Annotated in this window: 19 protein-coding genes; 10 read left to right on the top strand and 9 right to left on the bottom strand. The window is 72.0% G+C overall.

Going from position 1 to position 23,483, the window contains the following annotated elements:
• The first annotated feature begins 35 nt into the window (after positions 1–35).
• Positions 36–779: an ANTAR domain-containing protein gene (locus tag AC1DIW_RS01080; RefSeq protein WP_478106177.1), complete on the top strand. Its 744-nt coding sequence runs from the start codon at positions 36–38 to the stop codon at positions 777–779.
• A gap of 30 nt (positions 780–809) precedes the next feature.
• On the opposite strand, the gene AC1DIW_RS01075 is transcribed toward AC1DIW_RS01080, so the two are convergent.
• Positions 810–1,178, bottom strand: a complete 369-nt coding sequence (locus tag AC1DIW_RS01075; RefSeq protein WP_478106176.1) for an ANTAR domain-containing protein — start codon at positions 1,176–1,178, stop codon at positions 810–812.
• 163 nt (positions 1,179–1,341) lie between these two features.
• On the opposite strand from AC1DIW_RS01075, the gene AC1DIW_RS01070 reads away from it, so the two are divergent.
• From AC1DIW_RS01070 to AC1DIW_RS01060, 3 genes are all read left to right on the top strand, one after another.
• Positions 1,342–1,626 (top strand): hypothetical protein, encoded by a 285-nt coding sequence (locus AC1DIW_RS01070; protein WP_442280799.1) that lies wholly within the window; start codon positions 1,342–1,344, stop codon positions 1,624–1,626.
• Positions 1,627–1,762: 136 nt separating this feature from the next.
• Entirely contained in the window at positions 1,763–5,698 is a 3,936-nt protein-coding gene (locus AC1DIW_RS01065) for a Pls/PosA family non-ribosomal peptide synthetase (RefSeq protein ID WP_478106175.1), read from the top strand.
• Entirely contained in the window at positions 5,695–7,065 is a 1,371-nt protein-coding gene (locus AC1DIW_RS01060; RefSeq protein WP_478106174.1) for a M1 family metallopeptidase, read from the top strand. Before AC1DIW_RS01065 ends, AC1DIW_RS01060 begins: the two co-directional genes overlap by 4 nt.
• A gap of 18 nt (positions 7,066–7,083) precedes the next feature.
• Here the strand turns inward: AC1DIW_RS01060 and AC1DIW_RS01055 are convergent, their stop codons facing one another.
• The 3 genes from AC1DIW_RS01055 to AC1DIW_RS01045 form a co-directional block, all read right to left on the bottom strand.
• Positions 7,084–7,809 carry a 4'-phosphopantetheinyl transferase family protein gene (locus AC1DIW_RS01055; protein ID WP_478106173.1) on the bottom strand — a complete coding sequence of 242 codons (726 nt, stop codon included), beginning with the start codon at positions 7,807–7,809 and terminating at the stop codon, positions 7,084–7,086.
• Positions 7,775–8,020 (bottom strand): three-helix bundle dimerization domain-containing protein, encoded by a 246-nt coding sequence (locus tag AC1DIW_RS01050; RefSeq protein WP_478106172.1) that lies wholly within the window; start codon positions 8,018–8,020, stop codon positions 7,775–7,777. Before AC1DIW_RS01050 ends, AC1DIW_RS01055 begins: the two co-directional genes overlap by 35 nt.
• A 173-nt stretch (positions 8,021–8,193) precedes the next feature.
• On the bottom strand, positions 8,194–9,180 hold the full coding sequence (locus AC1DIW_RS01045) for a LuxR C-terminal-related transcriptional regulator (protein WP_442280804.1): 987 nt from the start codon (positions 9,178–9,180) through the stop codon (positions 8,194–8,196).
• A 482-nt stretch (positions 9,181–9,662) separates the two neighbouring features.
• Here AC1DIW_RS01045 and AC1DIW_RS01040 point away from each other — a divergent pair, with 482 nt between their 5' ends.
• The gene (locus tag AC1DIW_RS01040; RefSeq protein WP_478106171.1) at positions 9,663–10,661 is read left to right on the top strand and encodes a YihY/virulence factor BrkB family protein; all 999 of its coding nucleotides are present in this window, start codon (positions 9,663–9,665) and stop codon (positions 10,659–10,661) included.
• Between the two features lie 3 nt (positions 10,662–10,664).
• On the opposite strand, the gene AC1DIW_RS01035 is transcribed toward AC1DIW_RS01040, so the two are convergent.
• The 3 genes from AC1DIW_RS01035 to AC1DIW_RS01025 are packed head-to-tail and all read right to left on the bottom strand — an operon-like array spanning position 10,665 to position 13,653.
• Entirely contained in the window at positions 10,665–13,058 is a 2,394-nt protein-coding gene (locus tag AC1DIW_RS01035) for a lysylphosphatidylglycerol synthase domain-containing protein (protein ID WP_478106170.1), read from the bottom strand.
• Between the two features lie 15 nt (positions 13,059–13,073).
• Positions 13,074–13,205, bottom strand: a complete 132-nt coding sequence (locus AC1DIW_RS01030; protein WP_478106169.1) for a hypothetical protein — start codon at positions 13,203–13,205, stop codon at positions 13,074–13,076.
• A gap of 1 nt (position 13,206) precedes the next feature.
• A complete protein-coding gene (locus AC1DIW_RS01025; protein WP_478106168.1) occupies positions 13,207–13,653 on the bottom strand; it encodes a DUF6325 family protein in 447 nt (148 codons plus the stop codon).
• 255 nt (positions 13,654–13,908) lie between these two features.
• Between AC1DIW_RS01025 and AC1DIW_RS01020 the strand changes: the two genes are divergently transcribed.
• Positions 13,909–14,592, top strand: coding sequence for a GIN domain-containing protein (locus AC1DIW_RS01020; RefSeq protein ID WP_478106167.1), 684 nt, complete (start codon positions 13,909–13,911; stop codon positions 14,590–14,592).
• Between the two features lie 44 nt (positions 14,593–14,636).
• Here AC1DIW_RS01020 and AC1DIW_RS01015 read toward each other — a convergent pair whose 3' ends face one another.
• On the bottom strand, positions 14,637–16,301 hold the full coding sequence (locus tag AC1DIW_RS01015; RefSeq protein WP_478106166.1) for a fatty acid--CoA ligase: 1,665 nt from the start codon (positions 16,299–16,301) through the stop codon (positions 14,637–14,639).
• 286 nt (positions 16,302–16,587) lie between these two features.
• Here AC1DIW_RS01015 and AC1DIW_RS01010 point away from each other — a divergent pair, with 286 nt between their 5' ends.
• Positions 16,588–17,064: a CoA-binding protein gene (locus AC1DIW_RS01010; protein WP_478106165.1), complete on the top strand. Its 477-nt coding sequence runs from the start codon at positions 16,588–16,590 to the stop codon at positions 17,062–17,064.
• Between the two features lie 26 nt (positions 17,065–17,090).
• On the top strand, positions 17,091–18,287 hold the full coding sequence (locus AC1DIW_RS01005; RefSeq protein ID WP_478106164.1) for a thiolase family protein: 1,197 nt from the start codon (positions 17,091–17,093) through the stop codon (positions 18,285–18,287).
• A gap of 280 nt (positions 18,288–18,567) precedes the next feature.
• Here AC1DIW_RS01005 and AC1DIW_RS01000 read toward each other — a convergent pair whose 3' ends face one another.
• On the bottom strand, positions 18,568–21,396 hold the full coding sequence (locus tag AC1DIW_RS01000) for an FAD-binding and (Fe-S)-binding domain-containing protein (protein ID WP_478106163.1): 2,829 nt from the start codon (positions 21,394–21,396) through the stop codon (positions 18,568–18,570).
• Here AC1DIW_RS01000 and AC1DIW_RS00995 point away from each other — a divergent pair.
• Together AC1DIW_RS00995 and serA are read left to right on the top strand one after the other, a co-directional pair.
• Positions 21,395–22,225 carry a GntR family transcriptional regulator gene (locus tag AC1DIW_RS00995; RefSeq protein WP_478106162.1) on the top strand — a complete coding sequence of 277 codons (831 nt, stop codon included), beginning with the start codon at positions 21,395–21,397 and terminating at the stop codon, positions 22,223–22,225. The genes AC1DIW_RS01000 and AC1DIW_RS00995 overlap by 2 nt on opposite strands.
• Positions 22,222–23,430 carry a phosphoglycerate dehydrogenase gene (gene serA / locus AC1DIW_RS00990; RefSeq protein WP_442280814.1) on the top strand — a complete coding sequence of 403 codons (1,209 nt, stop codon included), beginning with the start codon at positions 22,222–22,224 and terminating at the stop codon, positions 23,428–23,430. Before AC1DIW_RS00995 ends, serA begins: the two co-directional genes overlap by 4 nt.
• The last annotated feature ends 53 nt before the right edge of the window (positions 23,431–23,483 follow it).

The following is a 23,483-nucleotide window of genomic DNA, read 5'->3' as shown; positions in this document are numbered from 1 at the left end:
GCTCCGGCCGCACTCCGGGACAGAGGAGCCCAGCCATGAACGACACGACGAGCAGCCTTGACGTCGCCGCCCACCTGCGCCGGGTGGCCGAGGACTTCGAGCGCCTCGGTGACGAGCTCTCTCGTTCCCCGCAGTCCAACCCCTTCGAGGCCGTCCTGAAGCTGGCCGTAGAACGCATCCCGGCCGCCCGCGCCGCCAGCATCACCACGTTCACGCACGAACGGTTCGTCACGGCTGCGGCTACGGACGACGTGGCGCGCCACGCCGACGGCATCCAGTACGAGCTGGGCTCGGGGCCCTGCCTCGATGCCATCGTCGACCGGGCGATCTACCAGCCGGAGGACCTCGAGACGGACGAGCGCTGGCCCGAGTACGGCCGTCGCGTGGCCGCAGAACTGGGCCTGCACAGCATGCTGTCCTACCGGATGAGTCTCGAAGCGACCGGCGTCATCGCCGGCATGAACCTGTACGCCCAAGACGTGAACGCCTTCGACGAGCACGACCTGGCGGAGGGCCTGCTCCTCACGACGCATGCCGCGCAGGCCGTGTCGGCAGCCCACCTGCTCGACCGGACGACCAACCTCGAGCGGGCTCTCGTCTCCAACCGTGACATAGCCACGGCCGTGGGCGTCCTCATGGGCCAGCACAAGCTGACGAGGGAGCAGGCCTTCGGCCTGCTCCGGATCGCGAGCCAGAACACGAACCGCAAGCTGCACGAGGTCGCCCTGGACGTCATCGACACGGGCGCCGTCGACGTGTCCCCGCACGGGCGCAGCTAGGCGGTGCCCGCGTCGGGCTGCGGCGTCCGACTAGAGAGTTCCCCGGTCCACGACCTCCTGGGCGATGATGTGCAGCTTCCGGTTCTGCCCCATGCTGGCCTCGCGCAGGCGGTCGAACGCCTCGGCCTCGGTGATCTTGCCTGTCGCCATGAGGACCCCGACCGCTGCACCGATGGTCCGGGAGTGGACGAGGGCGGTCGTCAGGTGGCCGGCCCGCATCTCGGAGGCGTCCAGGCGCTCGAGGGCGTCGAGCAGGTACTCCTCCGTCGTCTCGGGTAGGAACCGCTCGGGCGGCTCCACAGGCGCCGGGTGGGCATGGGGCCGCGACTCCGCCAGGGACTCCGCCAGGGACTCCGCCAAGGACTCGGACTGGAACACAGATGCACGGCGCTGGCTCACGGCATACTCCTGTGGCTCTTTCTCGATGGTTACAGGCCGCGGTTCGGGCTCCCGTCCAGCGTACGAAGGGAGGTAGCCCGCTGGCTAGATCCCGGAGCACCGTCGCCATCCGCTTCAGGGCCCTCGCTGGTCGCAGCCCCCGGGGACAGGCGACGATGTCGGTATGGCGAAGTCTGGACGAGGTCCGCGGTTCTTCAAGCGGCGTGGTGACGACCTGACGGTGAAGGACGGCGAAGGGCACAAGTACCGCGCGGTCCTCGAGCGCGTCGACGCCGACAGCACGCAGGAGGACGGCTCCTTCGTCCTCGGCTACTGCAAGAGCTGCGACTGGACGGGTCCGGCCCGGCGCGCGCGGGACAAGGCCCGCAAGGACGCGCTCGCCCATGTCGACGACTGCCCCAGCAAGGGCAAGGTCCGCCTCGGTGTCAGTGAGGGCGACCCGCGCTGAACGCCGGATCGGGTCGTGCCCGGCTCGCCCCGAACGCGCCGTAATCCTCCGAGCCGCACCCTCCGTTCACCCGGCGGCGCTAGGTTCGAGGGGTGGAGGTCGTGGCGGCAAGCGGCGGCCCTGACGAGGAGTGCGCGTGGTGGATCCCCTGTTGGCCGGTGATCGCACCCCCGCGCCGCGGACCCTCGTCGACGTGCTGGCCGACGTCGCGTCGCGCCACGCAGACGCCCCGGCGCTCGACGACACCCGCCGGGTCCTGACCTACGCGCAGCTCACCGACCAGGCACGACACCTGGCCGTCGAGCTGGCGGCCGCTGGCGTATGCCGTGGGGACCGCGTGGGCGTGCGGGCCCCGTCGGGGACCCTTGACCTCTACGTCGCCGTCCTCGGCATCCTGCACGCCGGGGCGGCCTACGTGCCCGTCGACGTCGACGACCCCCAGGAGCGGGCCGACCTCGTCTTCTCGGAGGCAGCGGTGACGGCCGTGGTCGGGCCGCGCCGACAGGTCACGGTGCCCGCCACCGTCCGGGCCTCTCGGCGCAGCGCCTCTCGATCGCCCAGGCGCGCCCTGCCGCAGGTGGGCGTGGACGACGACGCGTGGGTCATCTTCACCTCGGGCTCGACCGGCGTGCCCAAGGGCGTGGCTGTCTCGCACCGGTCGGCCGCAGCCTTCGTCGACGCTGAGGCCCGGATGTTCCTGCAGGACAGTCCGATCGGGCCGGGTGACCGGGTGCTGGCAGGACTCTCGGTGGCCTTCGACGCCTCGTGCGAGGAGATGTGGCTCGCCTGGGGCCACGGCGCCTGCCTCGTGCCGGCGCCCCGCAGCCTCGTGCGCACCGGCATGGACCTCGGCCCCTGGCTCGTCGCGCAGGAGGTCACGGTCGTGTCGACGGTCCCGACGCTCGCCGCCCTGTGGCCGGCCGAGGCGCTCGAGCCGGTGCGGCTGCTGGTCTTCGGCGGCGAGGCCTGCCCGCCCGAGCTCGCCGAGCGGCTGGTCACCCCGGAGCGTGAGGTGTGGAACACCTACGGCCCCACCGAGGCGACGGTCGTCGCCTGCGGGGCACGCCTCGACGGGACGGCACCGATCCGCATCGGCCTACCGCTCGACGGCTGGGACCTCGCCGTCGTCGGCCCGGACGACCACCCCGTGGCCGCCGGTGAGACCGGGCAGCTGATCATCGGCGGGGTCGGTCTCGCCCGCTACCTCGACCCGGACAAGGACGCCGAGAAGTACGCCGCGATGCCGACGCTCGGGTGGGACCGCGCCTACCGCTCCGGCGACCTCGTGGTCAACGACCCCGCCGGGCTCGTCTTCGTCGGACGCGCCGACGAGCAGGTCAAGCTCGGCGGCCGCCGGATCGAGCTCGGCGAGATCGACGCGGCCCTGCAGTCCCTCCCCCACGTCTCGGGGGCAGCGGCGGCGGTCCGGACCACAGGCGCCGGCAGCCAGGTGCTCGTCGGCTACGTCGTCCCCGCCTCCGCAGGGACGTTCGACCGGAAGGAAGCGCTCGCCCGGCTCCACGAGGAGCTGCCGGCGGCGCTCGTGCCGGTGCTCGCCCTCGTCGAGACGCTCCCGACCCGCACCTCCGGAAAGGTGGACCGGGACGCCCTGCCGTGGCCACTGGCGGACGCGGACGACGACGAGCCGAGCGAGCTGTCCGGCACGGCAGCCTGGCTCGCCGGACACTGGACCGCGGTGCTGGGTACGACCGTGCGATCCACCAAGGCCGACTTCTTCGACCACGGCGGTGGCAGCCTGTCGTCGGCCCGCCTCGTCTCACTGCTGCGCGAGCGCTACCCCACCGTCACCGTCGCCGACGTGCACGCCCGCCCCCGCCTCGGCGCCCAGGCCGACCTCCTCGACACCATGGACGCCGCGGACGGGTCGAGGGTCGACCGCACGGTGCGGCGCATCCCCCGCCGGACCCAGCTCGTGCAGACGGTCGTGTCGGTCGTCCTCCTCTCGGTCAAGGGCCTGCAGTGGCTCGTGGCCCTGGCCACCCTGACCGAGCTGCTGCGGCTCTCCGGGCTCGCCGAGTGGTCCGTGCCGGTGTCGTGGTGGACCCTCGCCGTCGGATGGGTCGCGTTCATCAGCCCGCTGGGGCGGATGGGCCTGTCCGCCCTGGCCGCTCGCGCACTGCTCGCCGGGGTGCGCCCCGGCAGCTACCCGCGGGGCGGGAGCGTGCAGCTGCGGCTCTGGGCCGCTGAGCGTTTCGCCGACGCGATGGGGGCCATCACGATGGCCGGCGCTCCCTGGATCATCTACTACGCGCGGATGCTCGGCGCCTCGATCGGCCCGGGCGTCGACCTCCACTCGGTACCGCCGATCACGGGCATGCTGACGATCGGGGCAGGGGCCAGCATCGAGCCCGAGGTCGACCTCTCCGGCTACTGGATCGACGGGGACGTCGTGCACGTCGGCCCGGTCCACATCGGGCGCGAGGCCGTCGTCGGCGCCCGCAGCACCATCGGGCCCGACGTCCACATCGGCCGCGAGGTCGTCGTCGAAGCCGGCTCCACGGTGCTGAGGTCCGTGCGCCCCGGACGCGTCGTGGCCGGCTCGCCCGCGCAGCGCGTGTCCGCTCCGGGCCGCCCCGGGTGGCCCGACACGCGGCCCCCCGAGGCTCGGGCCTGGCTGGCGGTCTACGGGATCTCCGGGGTCGTCCTGTCGATCCTGCCCTTCCTCGCGCTGCTCCCCGGGGTGCTGCTGCTCGGCGGGCCCGTGGGGCGAGCGCAGGCCCAGGACGTGGTCGGCACGGCATACGCGGCGGTGCCCCTCGTCACGGTCCTCGCCCTGGTCACCCTCGCAGCGGTCACCATCGTGCTCGTACGCCTCCTGGGCCTCGGGCTGCGGGAGGGCTACCACCCGGTGCGGAGCCGGGTCGGATGGCAGGTGTGGGCCATCGAGCGACTGCTCGACCAGGCCCGCACGCTGCTCTTTCCCATCTACGCGAGCCTCGTCACGCCATGGTGGCTGCGTGCCCTGGGAGCCAAGGTCGGACGTGACGTCGAGGCCTCGACGGTGCTCCTGCTGCCGTCGATGACGTCGATCGCGGACGGGGCCTTCCTCGCCGACGACACCATGGTCGCCGGCTACGAGCTCGCCCGTGGCTGGGTGCACATCGCTCCCGCCAAGATCGGCAGGCGCGCCTTCCTCGGCAACAGCGGGATGACGGCGCCGGGCCGACGGGTGCCCAAGCACGGACTCGTCGCGGTGCTCTCTGCGGCGCCGCAGAAGTCGAAGCCGGGGTCGAGCTGGCTCGGCAGCCCGCCGGTCCGGCTGCGACGGCCACCGCAGGGCTCCGACGACGAGCGGACCTTCGCACCACCCTTGCGGCTCAAGGTGCTCCGGGGGCTCGTCGAGCTGTGCCGGATCGTGCCGGTCATGGTGACCGTGGCGATCGCGACCAGCGTCCTCATCGCCCTACAGTGGCTCGTGAGCCTCGTCGGACTCGCCGGAGCCGCAGCCCTCGGCGGTGTCGTCCTCACGCTCGCCGGGGCCGTCGCCGCCGCCGTGACGACGCTGGCGAAGTGGGTCGTCGTCGGCCGCATCGGTGCCGTCGAGCACCCGCTGTGGAGCTCGTTCGTCTGGCGCAACGAGGTCGTCGACACGTTCGTCGAGATGGTCGCCGGCCCGTGGTTCGCGTGGACGGCGACCGGCACGCCCGCCATCAACGTCTGGCTGCGCAGCCTCGGGGCACGGATCGGGCACGGTGTCTGGTGTGAGACGTACTGGCTGCCGGAGGCGGACCTCGTGACGCTGGGCCACGGGGCCACCGTCAACCGGGGCTGCGTTCTCCAGACCCACCTCTTCCATGATCGAATCATGAGCATGGACACCGTGACACTCGAGGACGGAGCCACGCTCGGCCCCAACGGGGTCATCCTCCCGGCGGCCAGCATCGGCAGGGCTGCCACGGTCGGTCCCGGCTCGCTCGTGCTCCGGGGTGAGGCCGTGCCGCACGGGACCCGCTGGACGGGCAACCCGATCGCGTCGTGGCGCGGCGGCGCCCTCGGCGTCGAGCGCGGTCCCGCGCCCCCACTTTCTCCGCTGGGAACCGACGCCCCATGAGCGGCAGCGTCGCCCAACAGGTCCACGCGCTCGCCGACCGCTACACGCCCGACCGGGGCGACCCGGCATACGTCGTGACGCACTACGACCTCGACCTCGACTACAAGGTGTCGACCAACCGCCTCGCGGGCCGGGCGGTCCTCGACGTCACCGCGCTCGAGGACGTGCGCCGGCTCGTCGTCGACCTCGTCGGCCTGCGCGTGCTCAAGGTCTCGGTCGGCGGCGCCCCGGCCAAGTGGGTCCACCGCGGCCCCCGCGTCCACGTCACCCCGCCCGCACCGCTCCCCCGCGGTTGCCGCACCCAGGTCGCGATCACGTATGCCGGCACGCCCCGTCCCGCGGCCACGCTCTGGGGCGACGTCGGGTGGGAGGAGCTCACCGAGGGGGCCCTCGTCGCCGCGCAGCCCAACGGCGCCCCCACGTGGTTCCCGTGCAACGACCACCCGAGCACCAAGGCCACCTACCGGATCGCCTTCGAGTCCGACTCGCCCTACGACGTCGTGGCGACCGGGACCCTCGTGGAGACCCGGGTCCGTGGGAGCCGGACGCGACGCGTCTTCGAGCAGCACGTCCCGATGGCGACCTACCTCGCGTCGGTCCATGTCGGTCGCTACGTCCGACGGGCACTCGTCGGGACGAACGTGCCGATCGCGGTGGTGCTGCCCGCGATCCACGAGCGGGACGTCATGCACGACCTGGCCCGCCTGCCCGAGATGACCCGGCTCTTCGGGTCGCTCTTCGGGGCCTATCCCTTCGCCGACTACACCGTCGTCGTCACGGCCGACGACCTCGAGATCCCCCTGGAGGCGCACGCGCTGGCCTCGTTCGGGCCCAACTGGCTCGACGGACGCCGACGCCACGAGCGCCTCGTCGCCCACGAGCTGGCCCACCAGTGGTTCGGCAACAGCCTCACGCCGGCGACGTGGGCCGACATCTGGCTCAACGAGGGGTTCGCCTGCTACGCGGAGTGGCTCTGGGCCGAGCACGCCGACGGCGTCCCGGTCCGTGCGAGCGCGCAGACCCACTGGTCACGCCTCGCCCGGCTGCCCCAGGACCTCGTCCTCGCCGACCCGGGCCCGGTCCTGATGTTCGACGACCGCGTCTACAAGCGGGGAGCCCTCACCCTGCACGCCCTGCGCCTCCAGATCGGCGACGGCGTCTTCTTCGAGCTGCTGCGCGACTGGGTGCAGAGCCACCGGCACGGGTCGGTGACCACGGACGAGTTCGTCGACCTCGTCGACGTGCACGTGCGGCGTGCGTCGGGCGCTGCTGGTGGTCCGGCCGCCGAACAGGCGCAAGCCCTCCTCTACCGCTGGCTGTGGGCGACTCCCGTCCCCCGACTCGAACCGGCCGCCGGGGGCTGGTGACCGGCGACGCCGTCGCCCTCAGTGGCGCCGGACCTCGAACCCGCCCGGCCCTGACGTGAGGGCCACCGCGGCCGCACACCCGGCGGGCGCGTCGACGTCCACCACCAGGCACGGCATACCCGGCACGATCTCCGTGAGGACGCCGGGGCGCGGGGTCACGAACGTCGTGGGATCGACGCGCAGTCCCACGCCCAGGGCCTTGAGGGCGGCCTCCTTGCGCACCCACGACGCGGCCTCGGACGGGGCAACAGACGGGGCCACCGACGGGGCGCCGGACGGGGCACCGGCGGCGCCGCGCTCGCGCGCGTGCAGGGCCACACCCCCGAAGCCCTCGAACTGGGCTCGGCCGGCCTGCTCGACGTCGATCCCGACTGACCCCGAGCGACTGAGCGCGAGGGCCACGACGGAGCCCGCGCGGCTCAGGGACAGGTGGAGGCCGGGGTCGTCGACGAGGAGAGGCCGGCCGTGCTGGCGACCGCAGTCGGGACAGGCCCGGTCGAAACGCAGGGACTCCGGGGGCCGGTCCAGGAGGAGGCCGATCTGCGTCCTCGCCAGCAGGTGGAGCGCGAGGTAGGACCTCGCCGAGGGCGCGTCGACGAACCGGGCCCACCGCTCGCGTTCGTGCTCGTCGAGCGCGCCTGCGTCGTCCACTCCCGGTGCAGGCGCACGCTCGACGCCCGTGTCGCGCAGCCAGACGTCGACGACCGCGTCACCCATCCGTCGGCGCGGCCGGCGTGACGTCACCGCGACCGGCGTCGTCGCGCCGCGCGAACGCCAGGCGATCGCGCGCAGCGTGCTCGACGAGCACCGGCACGAAGGCGCGGACCGGACCTGTCAGCTCGGAGTGGGCCAGCCGCACTGCCGCCTCGACGACATCGGCATCCAGATCGGGAAAGTGCTCCTGCAGCCTCAGCCGGACATCGGCCAGGGCCTTCATCTCGTCGGCGCGGTCCACGCCTCAAGGATCAGGGTGCCGCGGCCGCTCCCGCAAGGCTTTGCCAGAACGCGCCGCCAGCCGCCTGCTCGGTCTCTGACCCGACGCCCGCCCCGCTGCACGGCGCGGGCCTGATCTCACCCGGGCTCCCGATGGCGCCGACCGCCTCCCCGGTCGACGCCATCGGCCTCGAGTCAGCCGTGACGGGCGCTGGGCTCCCCGGCGTCCTGACCGCACCGGACGAGCCAGCGCAGCTCGCTCCGATGCTCGAGTCCCAGCTTTGCCAGCACCGAGCCCATGTGGGTCTTGACGGTCGCGGTGCCGATGCCGAGCGTGGCCGCGATCGCCGCGTTGCCGGGATCGCCGTGCGGGCCGGTCACGAGGTCGACGACAGCGCGCTCCCGGGGCGAGAGAGCCTGGAGCGGATCGGGTCGTCGGTCTGGTGAGGACCCGAGGTCGGCATGGCCTCCGAGCCGCGTGACCAGGGCGGCTTGGACCTCGAAGCAGCGGCGGCTCAGCGCGGCCACCCGGGGCGCGACGTCGTTGCCGTCACCAAGGCGCTCGATGTCGCCTGCCAACGACGTGAGTGCCGACACCGCGTGGTTGACGGCCATGAGCCTCCCGGCACGACCGGTGTCCTGGAGCTCCGGGTAGACCACTCCGAGGTTCAGTCGCCGGCTCGGGCTCGCGGCGCGAATGCGGTCGAGGACGACGGCGGCCAGCCACGTCATCGCGGCCACGACCTCGTCCGTCATGACGGCCGGGGTGTCGGACAACGCACCTAGGAGACCGACGACCCCGTCCTCGCCCAGCATGGGCACGATCAGGGCGTCGGCGGACGGCTCCCCGTCGCCGAACCGGACGCCGCGGTTGAGCAGGGCCCCACGGTCGTCCTGGTACCGGTAGGGCTTGCCCGACGCGACCACCCACGCCACCACTCCGGCGGGACCGTAGGTCATGGTGCCGGTCTCGGCATACCTGCCGTTGCTGAACAGGTAGGGGTAGGAGATCCGCCGGTCGTCCTCCTGGATCAGCGCCACGTAGAAGTCGTCGAGCGCGGTGATGGCCCCGACGGCCGCCCGGCACGCGTCGTACACCGCGAAGACGTCGGCACGGTCCGCCTCGTGGATCACCTGGTCGGCAAACCGCAGTGCTCGGATCGTGGGGTCGCTCAACGCCATGGCCTCATGCCTTCCGCTGCTCGTCCTGGGCTGGGTGCACAAGCCCATCCTGACGAGACGGCAGGACGGGCGGGGCCACGCTAGTACGTCAACCGGCGTCCTCGGGGAGGTTCCTCACGAAACTCCTCCACCCGAGGAGGACTCCCCCCACTCCCCCGGTGGTGGATCCCGCGGTGGGCCGACAACCGGCACCATGGCAGAGCCGATTGCTGGCTCGTTGCTGCCGAGTGGGAGAAGGGAGCTTCGAGCCGCCAGGGCGGCTTGGTGCCACAGGGGGGCATGCCGTCACGGCCAGCCTCGTCCCACGGCGGACGAGTTGCGACAGCCCCGGTTCTCGACCCCTGGGGAGGGGCGGCGAGGACCGGGGCACCTCTGCGCTCCTGGCTGGTCGGGCCAGGCGCCTCGGCCGACGCTGCCGTCTGCGGACATCTCATCCACTTGAGGGGAGGTGGTCTGCGCTCCCCTCGTCATAGGTTCGCGCCATGGGAACAGCCCACGCCCCGCCGCGCCCGAGCGGAGCGGGTGCACACGGCGCTCGACTGCTGGCCTGGGCAGACGACCTGCAGCGACGCCACGGCCTCGTCGGCTTCCCCTATGCGGTCATCCGAAAGTACGGCGACGACGCCGGTGGCCGGCAGGCAGCGCTCATCACCTACTACGGGTTCCTCAGCATCTTTCCCCTTCTCCTCGTCGCGGTGTCGGTCCTCGCCAAGGTTCTCGTCGACCACGCCACCCTGCGGACCGACATGGAGAAGGCCCTGGTCCCCCTTCCTCTCCAGGAGACCGTCGAGTCCGCGCTGACCTCGATGCCGTCGTCGGGACTACCGCTCGCCGTGGGTGTCGTCGGTCTGCTGTTCGCCGGCACCGGGGTGGTCTTCTCGGCCTACGAGACCCTGAACCACGTGGCGGGGGTCCCCATGCGTTCGCGCTTCGGGTTCGTCGCGCGCTACGCCCGGGTGCTGATGATGGTGGTCATGGTGGTGGCAGCAGGTCTCGTCGTCGCCGCACTCACCGTTGCCGCAGCGGCGCTGCCCGACATCGTGGTGCTGCAACGGGTCTCCGCGGCTGCCTCCACGGCCGTGGTCGTCTTCTTCGTCCTCGTCAGTGCCGCCAAGGTGCTCCTGGCGCGCACCGTGCTGCTGCGCGACGCCTGGCCGGCGGCAGCGGGGGGTGCCTTGGCCGTCACGATCGTGCTCACCGCCGGCGCCGGACTCCTGGCGGCCCTCATCTCCAGAGCGGGCCCGATCTACGGGAGCTTCGCCACCGTGGCCGGCGTGTTCGCGCTGCTCTACCTCGTCAGCCAGGCCCTGGTGTACTCCGCCGAGACAGCGGTGGTGCGCCACCACCGACTCTGGCCACGAGCACTCGACAGCACGCGACCGACAGCAGCCGATGTTCGCGCGCTGCGGCTCCTGGCCACCGAGCAGGAGCGTCTCGCGGCGGAGCGGGTCGACGTCAGGTTCGAGCGGCCCGCTTCGTGAGGGTCAGAGGTACCCGTGCTTCTCGAGCCATCGGTAGGCGAAGAAGCCTTCCGTTGCAGGGAGATAGAAGGTGGCCACGCGCCAGATGACGGTGGCCGCCATGGCTGCGTCGCTGGCCGCTCCGAGCGGCACGAGAAGCCCGACCATGAGCGCCTCCGAGACCCCGATGCCGCCCGGGACGGGGACGACTCCCTGGAACAGGCTGGTCGCCACGACGACGACAACACAGGGCGTCAGGCCGAGCGGTGACCCCACGGCATACAGAGCCGCCCAGAGGATGAGCCCCCACATCAGCTGGATCAGCAACTGGCTGCCGAAGAGACCGATGGCTCGCGACGGTGACCGCATCAGCCGGGCGAAGGCGGACCAGGCGGACGTCAGCACCGGCACCACGCGTTCCCGCAGCCGCGTCAGCCTCCACACCGTGACCATCACGACCGCGAGGACGAGCAGCACGACCGCAAGCACCGCGCGCCAGTCCACCTCACCGAGAGAGGTCGCCGAGAGGTCCACGGACACCACGCCGGTCCCGAACGCGACGAGGAGGATCGCCAGCTGGGCGATGAAGCCGGACAGGCCGTCGATGCCACCCTGGGTCACGGCGAGCGTGGGCGACACCCCGTACTTGCACAGGAAGGCGGCGTTCATCGTCACCCGCCCAGCCACACCGGGGACGGCGAACGAGATGAACGCGATGGCACTCTGCAGGACGGTCGCCGGGCGCAGGGGAAGTGAACGACCGACCGAGAACATCATGGATGCCGCCTGGGGAAGGAACGCCACCTGGCCCAGGGCGACGGCACAGACCAGGACCCACCAGATGGCGTCCTGCAGCTCGACCCACAGCTGCGCGTAGTCCACTCCGGCAAGCACCGGGATCATGGCGCCGGCGAAGAGCAACAGGACGGTCAGCAACACCAGCTCTCGTGGACCGACGCGCCGGAGCCTGACCGGTTCGGGCTCCGGGACCCCGGTCTCCTGCACGACGCGAGATCGCAGCTCCTTCAGCTCCCGAGCCGTGCTCCGCGGATGCCGCCGCTCGCGCGACGCCAGAGCGGGGGTCTGCAGATACGGCAGCGACGCACCCAGCCGCTCGTCCCCGACCCCCTGTCGCGCCGCGGTGACGGCCCGCTCGACCCCCACGAGCTGCGCCAGTCCGAACAGCAGCCGTGCCGTGTCGAGCCGCTTCTCGCGCTGGTCGGGGTGCAGGGAGCCCGCCGCGAAGTCCACGATGACCAGTCCGCCCTCGTCGCGGCGGACGGCACCCACGTCCAGCGCGCCGTGGCTGATTCCGAGGTCGTGCAGCCGCGCCACGTCGTGCCACAGCCGGACCAGTTCGGGATCGGCCAACGCCTCGGCGTCGGCGGGCTCCAGCTGGTCCAGTCGAGTCCCACGACGGCGGGTGGCCAGGATCGCGACCTCGCCCGAGGTGCTGGCGGCCGCCAGCACCTCCGGCACCGGCACGCCCGCACGGTGGGCGAGCAGGGTCACGAGCGCTTCGTGCTCCGCGGCCTGCAGCCGCGAGACGGTCAGCCCGCCGGCCTCGCCCCGGTAGACGAGCATCCGCCACGCTCGCGCCGCGAGCTGCGAGTCGGCGGCGTCGCGACCGAAGGCCTTGATCTCCACCGGCACACCGTCGCTCGTGGTGCCGACCATCCGGCGCACCCCCCACGACTGGTCCGGGTCGGTCCTGAGATCCGTCAGCGTGAAGCCGAGGTCCCTCATGGCCTCGGCCACCGACGACACGGCCGGATAACCCCGAGGGGAGCCGAACGCCAGCAGGATGACGCCCGCGCTCACCATGCCGATACCGAGCGCGCCGACCGACCCACTGGGCAGCCCGAACCCCAGCACCGTCGCGGCCACACCGGTCATCACGACGAGGACCCACCCCATGCGGCGGACCGGTCTGGTCAGGTGCGGCGAGGCGGCCAGCAGCATCGCCGACACCGCGGCAACACGCAGGACCGGGAACTGCGGCAGCACGGGCCCGGCGGCATACTCCGGAAAGAGGGTCGGCCAGAGCCGGCTGAACGCCGCCATGCACCCGATGGTGCCCAGAGCCGCGATGGCGCCGGCTGCCAGGACGTCCCGCAGTGCGGCTGGGCGGTGGGACGTCGCGAGCACGACGACCATGCCGACCGTGTAGACGAGGACGCCTGTGCTGACGAGATGGAGCAGCGAGACGACCCACGACGGGAGCGTCGTGACAGGGGCCGTCGAGGACTCCTGCGCGCCGGCCTGTCCGTGAGCCCGGACCGCCCAGCCGACGAGCAGGGCGCCGACGACGACGGAGGTCAGGTCGCTCGCCCGCCGGACCCGCGGCAGGTCGTCGACGGCGACGAGGTAGTGGGAGCGGCGCAACGTGGGGCGGCCCGCGACCACAGGCCACCCCACGCCCGACATCGCCGATCAGCGGCGGTCGCGGCGGTCTTCGCGCCGGTCCTCCCGGCGGTCACCACGACGGTGCATCCCGTGCGCGACGACGACGGCGCCGCCCACGGCGGCCACCGTCCTTCTCCTGCGCCTGGCTGCGAGTGGCATGTCAGGCTCCTTCCTCTTCGTCGGACTCCATGGCGGCGATGATCGCCTGGATGGGGATGCGCCCAGACGCCACCAGCTGGCCCCCCGCGTGCCTGACGGCGGCGCCGAAGGGTGCAGCCCACAGGTTCTCCCACACGAGGACGGCCGCCGAGCTGCCCGGCTCGATCGTCTCCATGAGGTCGGCGACGTCCTGCTCACTGAGCAACATCGCCAACTCCGTTTCGTATGAACGGAGCTCGCCGATCTCGCTGTCATCGAGGTCGGATGCCTCGAAGGCCTCCACGCTGCCGTCCTCGTCCTTCTTGAGGAAGAGCAGGTCCAGTACCCGGATGAGGTCGCGATCCACGTAGTCCTTGAGAATGGGGGCCACCTCGCCGTTGAGCTTGCTGCCAGGGAACTCCACGACGAGCCAATCCACCGGACCGAGCTCGTCGACGTTGACCGTCATGTCATTTTCTCCTTGTCGTGTGCGTCCAGATGTCGTTCCGTATGCCGGACCGCGAGACCCGAGGCCCGTTCACGGCCGTCCTCGGGACGACCACCACGTCGTGGCGCAGCCCCCTTCGCGACCGGCTGTGGTGGCGACAACGCTAGGAGCGGTGCGGAGGCGAGGCATCATCCGCAGGGGATGACCCCGAGATGCGGGACCTTGGGCCCTGCCCGGCGGACGCTGCCGCCCGCACGCTGGGTCAGGGAGGCAACCATGGGCCCACTGACCAGACCACGGTTCGTGCGACTGCGCGCTCTCGGGATCGCCGCGAGCCTCGCCGCTCTGGCGACGGCCTGCAGCTGGGGCTCGCCCGGTGGCATGGTCGTCGGCTCGGGCGACCCCGTGTCCGAGACGCGCACCGTGGCGGAGTTCACGGCGGTGAGCGCGGGTGGTGGCATCCAGGTCGAGCTGGCGACGGGACCGCAGCACGTCGTCATCACGGCGCAGCCGAACATCCTCGCCATCACCACGGCCGAGGTGTCGGGCTCACGCCTCACCCTCGGCACGACCAGCGGCTACGTGACTCCTCAGGGCCTCGTCGTGAAGGTCACCGTGCCACACCTGGACGGCATCGAGCTGTCGGGCGGTGCCAGCGCATCCGGCACGGTCGGGACGTCCAAGGACCTGGCCATCCAGATGTCCGGGGGTGCCCGGACCACGGTCTCCGGCTCGACCGGCAACCTCGACCTCACGGCCAGCGGCGGGGCGCTTCCCGACCTGGGCGAGCTCCACGCGACGAACGCCACCGTCGACCTCAGCGGTGGCGTGGTGGCCTCGGTCGCCGTGAGCCTGTCCCTCAAGGGTTCGGCCTCCGGCGGCGTCGTGCTCACCCTGACGACCCGGCCGGCGAGCACCCAGGTCGAGACCTCGGGCGGCGCCGTCGTGCGCAACCCGTAGGGCGAGCCGTGGTCAGGGTGGTGGACACCCCTGGCCCGGAGACGTCAGCCCGCGTGCTGGACCTCCAGCTCCCCCGCGGCATACCGGCTGCGCAGCACCTTCTTGTCGAACTTGCCCACGCTCGTCTTGGGCACCTCGTCGATGACGGCCCACCGCTCCGGCACCTGCCAGTGGGCCACCCGGCCCTCGAGGAACTCGCGCAGCCCCTCGACCGTGACGCTCGCGTCGGGCCTCAGCACCACGGAGGCGAGTGGGCGCTCTCCCCACTTCTCGTCGGGCACGCCGACGACCGAGGCCTCGAGCACGTCGGGGTGCGCCATGATCGCGTTCTCGAGGTCGACCGAGCTGATCCACTCCCCGCCCGACTTGATGACGTCCTTGGCCCGGTCGGTGAGCTCGAGGTAGCCGTCGGCGGAGAGCCGGCCGACGTCGCCCGTGCGGAGCCAGCCGTCGTCGAACTTCGCTGCCATGTCGTCGAGCTCGGTCTGCGGCTCGGTCCCGTTGGAGTAGTAGGCGCCGGTGATCCAGGGGCCGCGCACCTCGACCTCGCCGACGCTCTCTCCGTTGGAGGCGACCACACTGCCGTCCGGGCCGACGAGGCGCGCCTCGACCCCGCAGAGGATGCGGCCCTGCGAGGCCTTGTAGCGCCAGAACTCCTCGGAACCGGCCTCGACACGCGCCGGCGGGAGCGCCAGCGACGCGACCGGAGACGTCTCGGTCATCCCCCAGCCGTGGATGATGTCGATCCCGTGGCGGTCGGCGAAGGCCCGGATCAACGCCGGTGGTGCGGCTGAGCCGCCCACCATGAGCATGCGGCACGTGGACACGTCGGTCTCGTGGCCGTCGAGGTAGTGGAGCAGGTCGTTCCAGATGGTGGGCACGCCGGCCCCACCGGTCACCCGTTCGGCGGCGATCATGGTGGCGAGCGGCTCGGCCTGCAGGTATCGGTCGGGCATCACGAGGGTCGCCCCGGTCACCATCGCGCTGTAGGGGTAGCCCCACGCGTTCGCGTGGAAGAGCGGCACGACGATGAGGAACCGGTCGGCCTGGGTGATGCCCAGGGACGCGGAGACTCCCATCGCGTGGAGGTAGTTGCTCCGGTGCGAGTAGACGACGCCCTTGGGGTGGCCGGTCGTGCCGGAGGTGTAGCACATCGACGAGGCGTCGTCCTCGGACAGGTCCTCGGGCCAGTCGAAGCTCGTGGGCTGGTCCGCGATGAGGGCCGCGAGGTCGTGGACGCCCTCCGTGTGCTCCGCGAGTGCGCTGCTCGTCGCCTCGTCGACGGGCCCGTTGAGGATGACGTGCCTGACCTCCGGAAGGTGCGGCAGCAGCCGGGCGAAGGCCTCGGCCAGGGTGTTGTCGACGAGGACGACCTGGCTGCCACCGTGCCGCGCAACGTAGACGAGCTGCTCGGGGAAGAGACGGATGTTGAGGGCGTGCAACACCGCCCCCATCGAGGGCACCGCGAGGTAGGCCATCAGGTGCTCGGCGTTGTTCCACATGAACGTGCCGACCCGCTGGTCCCCGGTGACGCCGAGGCCGCGGAGGGCGTGGGCGAGCTGGGCCGCCTGTCGACCCAGCTCGCGGTAGCTGGTCCGCCGGGCGCCATCGGGAGTCCACGTGACGACCTCGCTGTCGCCGTGCATCGTGGTGCCGAACCGCAGGAGCGAGGAGATGAGCAGGGGGGCCGACTGCATGGTGCTCTTCATGTCCTGAGACTGCCACCAGTGCGCTCGGGCCGCATCCAGTTCGGACGCGGTCCGGGCGACCCCGTCCGCGGATCCGCGGGCCCCGGTGGCGCGGCAGAGGGCCGTGGACACCACGGGCATTGAAGTGCCGCTGGAAACACGTCGAGGACCCGCAACGAGACGAAGACCATGAGCAGACCGAGGGCCACCTGGAGGACCTTCGACCCTGTGCGATCCCGCCGCCGGGGAGCATGGTGGATCGTCGAGAAGGGGTGCGATCAGCCAGCCGTCCGACGAGGGGACCGAGATGCAACCGATCAAGGACGCCGCCACCGACTTCCTCAGTCAGCGCCGGGTCGCCGTCACGGGCGTGTCACGCGATGCCGGAGCCCACGGCAGCAATGCCGTCTACCGACGACTGCGCGACCGCGGCTACGAGGTCTTCGCGGTCAACCCGAACACGGAGCAGGTCGAGGGCGATCCCGCCTATCCGAACCTCACCGCCATCCCGGGAGGCGTGCAGGCAGTCGTCATCGGCACGCATCCCGAGCATGCCCAGGTAACGCTCGAAGAGTGCGCCGGACTCGGCATCAAGCAGGTGTGGATGCACCGCGGCCCAGGTGGCGGCAGCGTCTCCGAGGATGCCGCGGAGTGGGGGCGAGCGCACGGAATCACGGTCATTGCCGGCGGCTGTCCGCTGATGTTCAAGCCGACGTCTGACGCCGGTCACACGGTGATGCGGTGGATGTTCAGCCTCAACGGCAACGTGCCGCGGCAGGTCTGATCCGCTCTCCCGCATAGGCTCGTCGCGTGAGCTCCTTCGTCTATGCGGCAGCCCGAACCCCGTTCGGCAAGTTCAACGGCAGCCTCTCCGGGGTCCGCCCCGACGACCTCGCGGCGCACGCGATCTCCTCCCTCCTGGCCCGCACGCCCGGGCTCGACCCGGCCCGTGTCGACGACGTCGTGTGGGGCAACGCGAACGGCGCCGGTGAGGAGAACCGCAACGTCGGGCGCATGGCCGCGCTGCTGGCCGGGCTGCCGGTCAGCGTGCCGGGCACGACCGTCAACCGCCTCTGCGGGTCGAGCCTGGACGCCGTGCACGTCGGCTCGCGCGCCATCGAGACCGGTGACGCCGACATCGTGCTCACCGGTGGCGTCGAGTCGATGACACGGGCGCCCTGGGTGCTGCCCAAGCAGGCCAGGGCCTTCCCCGCCGGCGACGTCACCGCCGTCTCGACGACGCTCGGCTGGCGCCTGGTCAACCCCCGGATGAACCCGGAGTGGACCGTCTCCCTCGGCGAGGCCAACGAGCAGCTCCAGCAGAAGTTCGGCATCTCGCGCGAGCGGCAGGACGAGTTCGCCGCGCGGTCGCACCGGCTCGCGCACCAGGCCTGGGACGACGGCTTCTACGACGACCTCGTCGGGCCCCTGCCCGCCCCCCGCGGCGCCGAGCCGCTGACGAGGGACGAGGGCATCCGGCCCGGCAGCTCGGCCGAGAAGCTGGCCGCGCTCCAGCCCGCCTTCCGCCCCGACGGCACCATCACCGCCGGCAACGCCTCGCCGCTGAGCGACGGCGCCTCCGCCGTCCTGCTCGGGTCCGAAGCCGCGGCCGAGGCCATCGGCGAGAGCCCGCTGGCGCGCATCGCCGGCCGGGCGGCATACGCCCTCGCACCGCAGGACTTCGGCTACGCGCCCGTCGAGGCCGCCAACCTCGCGCTCCGGCGCGCGGGCATCGGCTGGGACGCCGTCGGCGCTGTCGAGCTCAACGAGGCCTTTGCCGTGCAGTCGCTGGCCTGCCTCGACGCGTGGAAGGTCGACCCCGACATCGTCAACACCCGCGGCGGCGCCATCGCCATCGGCCACCCGCTCGGCGCCTCCGGGGGCCGCATCGTCGGGACGCTGGCCAAGGTCCTCCGCGAACGCAACGAGCGGTGGGGCGTAGCCGCCATCTGCATCGGCGTCGGCCAGGGCCTCGCCGTCGTCCTCGAGAACACTGAGGCGCCCTGATATCTGGGTCTCACACGTCGGGGCGCAGCGCGTGCTCCAGGTCGCGCTCGATGTCCCTGGCAGCGAGCGCGAGCGCCGCGCCCGATCGCGGTGACGCCGGTCTCGGTGCGGTCGTTGTTGATGGCGAAACCACCACGGCGCGCGCCCGCGAGGTCCTTCTCGACGGCGGCGAGGTCGGGGCGCTCGACCGGCCGCCCTTGCCGCCGGGCGTCGCTTTAGAGCTCGGCGAGCTCCTCGGGCGTCAGGTCGGCCGGCATCGTCTTGCCGCGCCTAGGCGACGTCACCGCGGGGCATCGGTGGCCCGAGGGTCGAGCAGCTGCGCGAGGTGCACCCCGCGCCGGTCCCGCAGATCGGCGATCTGGGTGCGGCAGGAGAACCCGTCGGCGAGCACCACCGCATCCGGTGCGGCGTCGATCGCGGGAAGCAGGTTCTGGCCCGCGACGGCCACGGAGACGTCGTAGTGACCGATCTCGACGCCGAAGTTGCCGGCGAGCCCGCAGCAGCCGGCCAGCGTCTGCACCGTCGCCCCGGTGTCCGCGAGGAGGTCGGCGTCCGACTTCCACCCGAGGACGGCGTGGTGATGACAGTGGGGCTGGGCGATGACCTGCGTGCCGGTCAGGTCTGGGCCCGTCCAGCCGGGCGTCTCGGCAAGCAGCTCCGCGAGGGTACGGACCTGTGACGAGACCAGGGCAGCGTCCTCGTCGCCGGGCAGCAGCTCGTGGACGTCGGAGCGCAGCACCGCGGTGCAGGACGGCTCGATCCCGACGATGGGCACGCCGGCGCGCGCGTCGGCGGCGAGCGCAGACACGGTGCGGCGCAGGATGCTCTTCGCGGAGTCCAGCTGGCCGGTCGTGATCCACGTGAGGCCGCAGCACACCGAGCCGCTCGGGAGCCGCGGCTCGTACCCCGCGTCGCGCAGCACCCGAACCGTCGCCTCGGCGACCTCGGGCGAGAACGCGTCGGTGAACGAGTCGGCAAACAGCACCACCGGCTTCAGGTCCGACGGCCGCGGCGTGAAGGTCCGGCGGAACGGACGCCTCGGGAACAGCGGGATGGAGCGGCGCCGGTCGACGCCGGCGAGCCACAGTGCTGCCGGGCCGACGAGGGGCACCGTGAGCGCCCGGTTGGCCAGGCGCGGCATACGGCCTGCCAGTCGCGACCACATCGGCAGCTTCCCGAGCGAGTAGTGAGAGCGCGGGCGGAGCCGGCGTCGATAGGTCTGGTGCAGCACCTCGGACTTGTAGGTGGCCATGTCGATGCCGGTGGGGCAGTCCGACGCGCATCCCTTGCACGACAGGCAGAGGTCCATCGCGTCGTGCACCGACGGGTGCGACCAGGGCAGCTCGCCACGGACGACGTCCTGCAGCACGCGGGCGCGGCCCCGGGTGGAGTCCTTCTCCTCCCGGGTCGCGAGATACGAGGGGCACATGACGCCGCCGGCCGCCGAGTTGTCCGCCCGGCACTTGCCGACGCCGGTGCACCGGTGGACGGCCTGGGCGAGGTCCCCGTCGTCGTGCGGGTAGGCCATCGCCAAGTTCCGGACCGGAAAGTGACCGGTCGGTCGCACGTCCTGGTCCACGGGATCGGGGTCCACCAGCACCCCGGGGTTGAGCAGGTTCTCCGGGTCGAAGGCGTGCTTGATCCCGCCGAACAGGGCGATCGCGTCGGCGGAGTACATGTGGGGCAACAGCTCTGACCGGGCTCGACCGTCGCCGTGCTCGCCGGACAGCGATCCGCCGAATCCGCCCACGAGCCGGGCCGATTCGGTGAGGAACTCACGCATGACCTTCGTGCCGTCGGGCTGGTCCAGGGGCAGGTCGAGCCGCACGTGCATGCACCCGTCGCCGAAGTGGCCGAAGGGCGCGGAGGTCATGCCGTAGGAGCTGACGAGCTCGTCGAAGGCTGCGAGGTACTCGCCGAGGCGAGCGGGCGGCACGGCCGCGTCCTCCCATCCCGGCCAGGCCGGCTTGCCCGACGGGGCCCGCCCGGCGAGCCCGGCGCCGTCCTCGCGGATGCGCCAGAGGCGCGCCTGCACTAGAGGGTCGACGACGACAACGGCGTCGTCCGCGAGCCCCTCCGCCACCAGGCGTCGGCCGCGTGCGGCGACCTCGCCGAGCTCGTCGCCGGCGAACTCGACGAACAGCCAGGCGCGTCCGCGCGGGAGGGTCGGGATCGCGTCGGGTCCGCGGCGAGCACGGAGCACGTCGATGAGCCGGGAGTCCAGGCCCTCGCAGGACGTCGGCCCGTGCGCCACGACGGCGGGGGCGGCCTGTCCGGCCGCGACGATGTCGGGGAAGCCGAGGACGACGACGACGCGGACCGGTGCGTCGACGACGAGCTTGACGCTCGCCTGGGTGATGACCCCCAGGGTCCCCTCTGACCCCACGAGTGCCTGGGTGAGGTCGAACCGCTCGGGCAGCAGGTGGTGCGCCGCGTAGCCCGAGACCTGCCGCCCGAACCGGTCGAACTCGGTGCGCCCTGTCGACAGGTGCCGGGACATCACCGAGCGGACCCCGGAGAGCACGTCGTCGGCCCCCCGGGCGTACGGCGCGCCCGACTCGTCGTAGCCGGTGGCCAGCGTCTGGCCGGCCGCGGTGAGCAGCTCGAGGCCGGCCACGTTGTCGGAGGTACGGCCGTACGCGAGCGATCGTGACCCGCACGCGTTGTTGCCGATCATCCCGCCGATCGTGCACCGCGGGTGCGTCGACGGGTCGGGGCCGAAGCGTATGCCGTGTGGTGCAACCGCCCGTTGGAGGACGGCGTGCACCGTTCCCGGCTCGACGACGGCGGTGCGTGCCTCCGGGTCCACCGACAGGACCCGGTTCAGGTGGCGGGAGAAGTCCAGCACCACACCGCGGCCGACGGCATTGCCTGCCACCGACGTGCCCGCGCCACGCGAGGTGACCGGGACCCCGGTATCGCGCGCGACGGCCAGCGTCGCGGCGACGTCGTCCACGTCGCGCGGCCGCACGACGGCGAGCGGTGGAATCCGGTAGAGCGACGCGTCGGACGCATACATGCTGCGGGTCCCCGCGTCGGCACGGACCTCGAGCCCGACTCGCTCCAGCGCACGCACCACGTCAGCGGAGACCTCGACCATGGGTAACATGTTACTCATGGTCCGGCTGTCGCTCCCCCACGGCGCACCTTCGCTCGCCGACGCGGTCGTCGACGCCGTCCGCGCGGGCATCACCGCCGGTGAGCTGGTCCCGGACGAGACGTACTCCGTCTACCAGCTGGCCGACCTGCTCGACGTCTCCCGCAGCCCGGTGCGGGAGGCCCTGGTGCGGCTGGCAGAGGCCGGGCTCGTGCAGATCAACCGCAACCGCGGGTTCCGGGTCGTCATCCCGCAGGCCCGCGACATCGAGGAGATCATCGACATCCGCCTCGCCCTCGAGCCGGCCGCCGCCCGCCGCGCCGCCGAGCACGCCACCGACGACGAGCACGCCGCGATCCGGGCCGCCTTCGAGGCGATGGGCGCAGCGGTTGGCGACGAGGCGACCTTCTGGGTCGCTGACCACGACGTGCACGATCGCCTCATGCGGGCCGGAGGCAACCGGCGGGCGGCCGCGGTCATCGACCGGGTCCGAGCCACGACCGCACTGCTCGGGTCGCCCACCACGACCGCAGGACGGACCCTGCACCAGATCTGCGCCGAGCACGAGCCGATCGTCACCGCGATCCTCCGCCGCGACGGCGCCGGCGCCGAGCGAGCCATGCGCCGCCACCTCGAGCACACCGGCCGGCTGCTGGCGCGCACGCTGCACCGAGCCCCGCTCGAGATCGCCCAGGACACCCCGCTCGAGACCCCGGGTCGTCCCACGGGACGCCCCGGATCGCGGTCCGACCGCGGGATGGGGCAGCCTGAGAACCCACACCACCATCAGCTCGGCCTTCCGGCCGACGGACCGAGAAGTCCTCTAGGGAGACACGCGTGAAGGTACTGCTGCTCGAGAACATCCACACCGTCGCGGCGGAGACGTTCCGCCGCAACGGCTTCGAGGTCGAGCTCCGTTCGGGATCGTTGAGCGAGGCCGAGCTGGTGGAGGCCTTGCGTGGGGTGTCCGTGCTGGGGATCCGGTCGAACACCAAGGTGACGCCGGCCGTCCTGGATGCCGCCTCCGACCTGCGTGCCGTCGGCTGCTTCTGCATCGGCACGAACCAGGTCGACCTGACTCACGCGACGGAGCGCGGCGTGGCTGTCTTCAACGCCCCGTTCTCCAACACGCGCAGCGTCGTCGAGCTGGTTCTCGGCGAGGTGCTCGCGCTGGCCCGTCGCCTCCCGGAGAAGACGCAGCGGATGCATGACGGGATCTGGGACAAGTCGGCCAAGGGCAGCTACGAGACGCGCGGTCGCACGCTGGGGATCGTGGGCTACGGCAACATCGGGACCCAGCTGTCCAACGTGGCCGAGGCCATCGGCATGCGTGTCGTCTTCTTCGACACCGCGGACCGTCTCGCGCACGGCAACGCTCGCCGCATGGGGTCGCTCGACGAGCTGCTCGAGGAGTCCGACGTCGTCAGCATCCACGTCGACGGCCGGCCCGGGAACGCGGGTCTGTTCGGGCCCGAGCAGTTCGGCAAGATGAGGCCCGGATCGGTGTTCATCAACGCCTCCCGCGGGATGGTCGTGGACGACCAGGCGCTGCGCGAGCACATCCTGAGCGGGCACCTGTCCGGTGCGGCGATCGACGTCTTCCCCGTCGAGCCGAAGGCCCAGGGCGACCTCTTCGAGTCCCCGCTGCGGGGTCTCGACAACGTGATCCTCACCCCACATGTGGGCGGGTCGACCGAGGAGGCGCAGGAGGAGATCGGAACGTTCGTGGCGACGAAGCTCAGCGGCTACGTGACGACCGGCGCCACCTCGCTGTCGGTCAACTTCCCCGAAGTCGCGCCCGCGCCCCGTGACGGGGCTTTCCGCATGGCCCTGCTGCACCGCAACGTGCCAGGGGTGCTCGCGTCCATCAACCGCACCCTGGCCGAGGCCGGCGCCAATGTCGTCGGGCAGTCCCTGGCGACCCGCGGCGAGCACGGCTACGTCGTGACCGACACGGACGTGCCCGTCGCCACCGAGACCCTCGCCTCGCTCCGGCACGTCGCCGAGGCGGTTCACCTGGAGGCGTGGGACAGCGAGCCACAATGACGAGCGGGGAGCCTGGAGAGGCGGGCCGAGCCGACGACGCGGGTGGACGCACG

It is taken from the genome of Terrabacter sp. 01T434, from assembly GCF_056398545.1.
The sequence above is the reverse complement of the archived record's forward strand: the minus strand, read 5'-3'. Positions and strand labels throughout refer to the sequence as shown.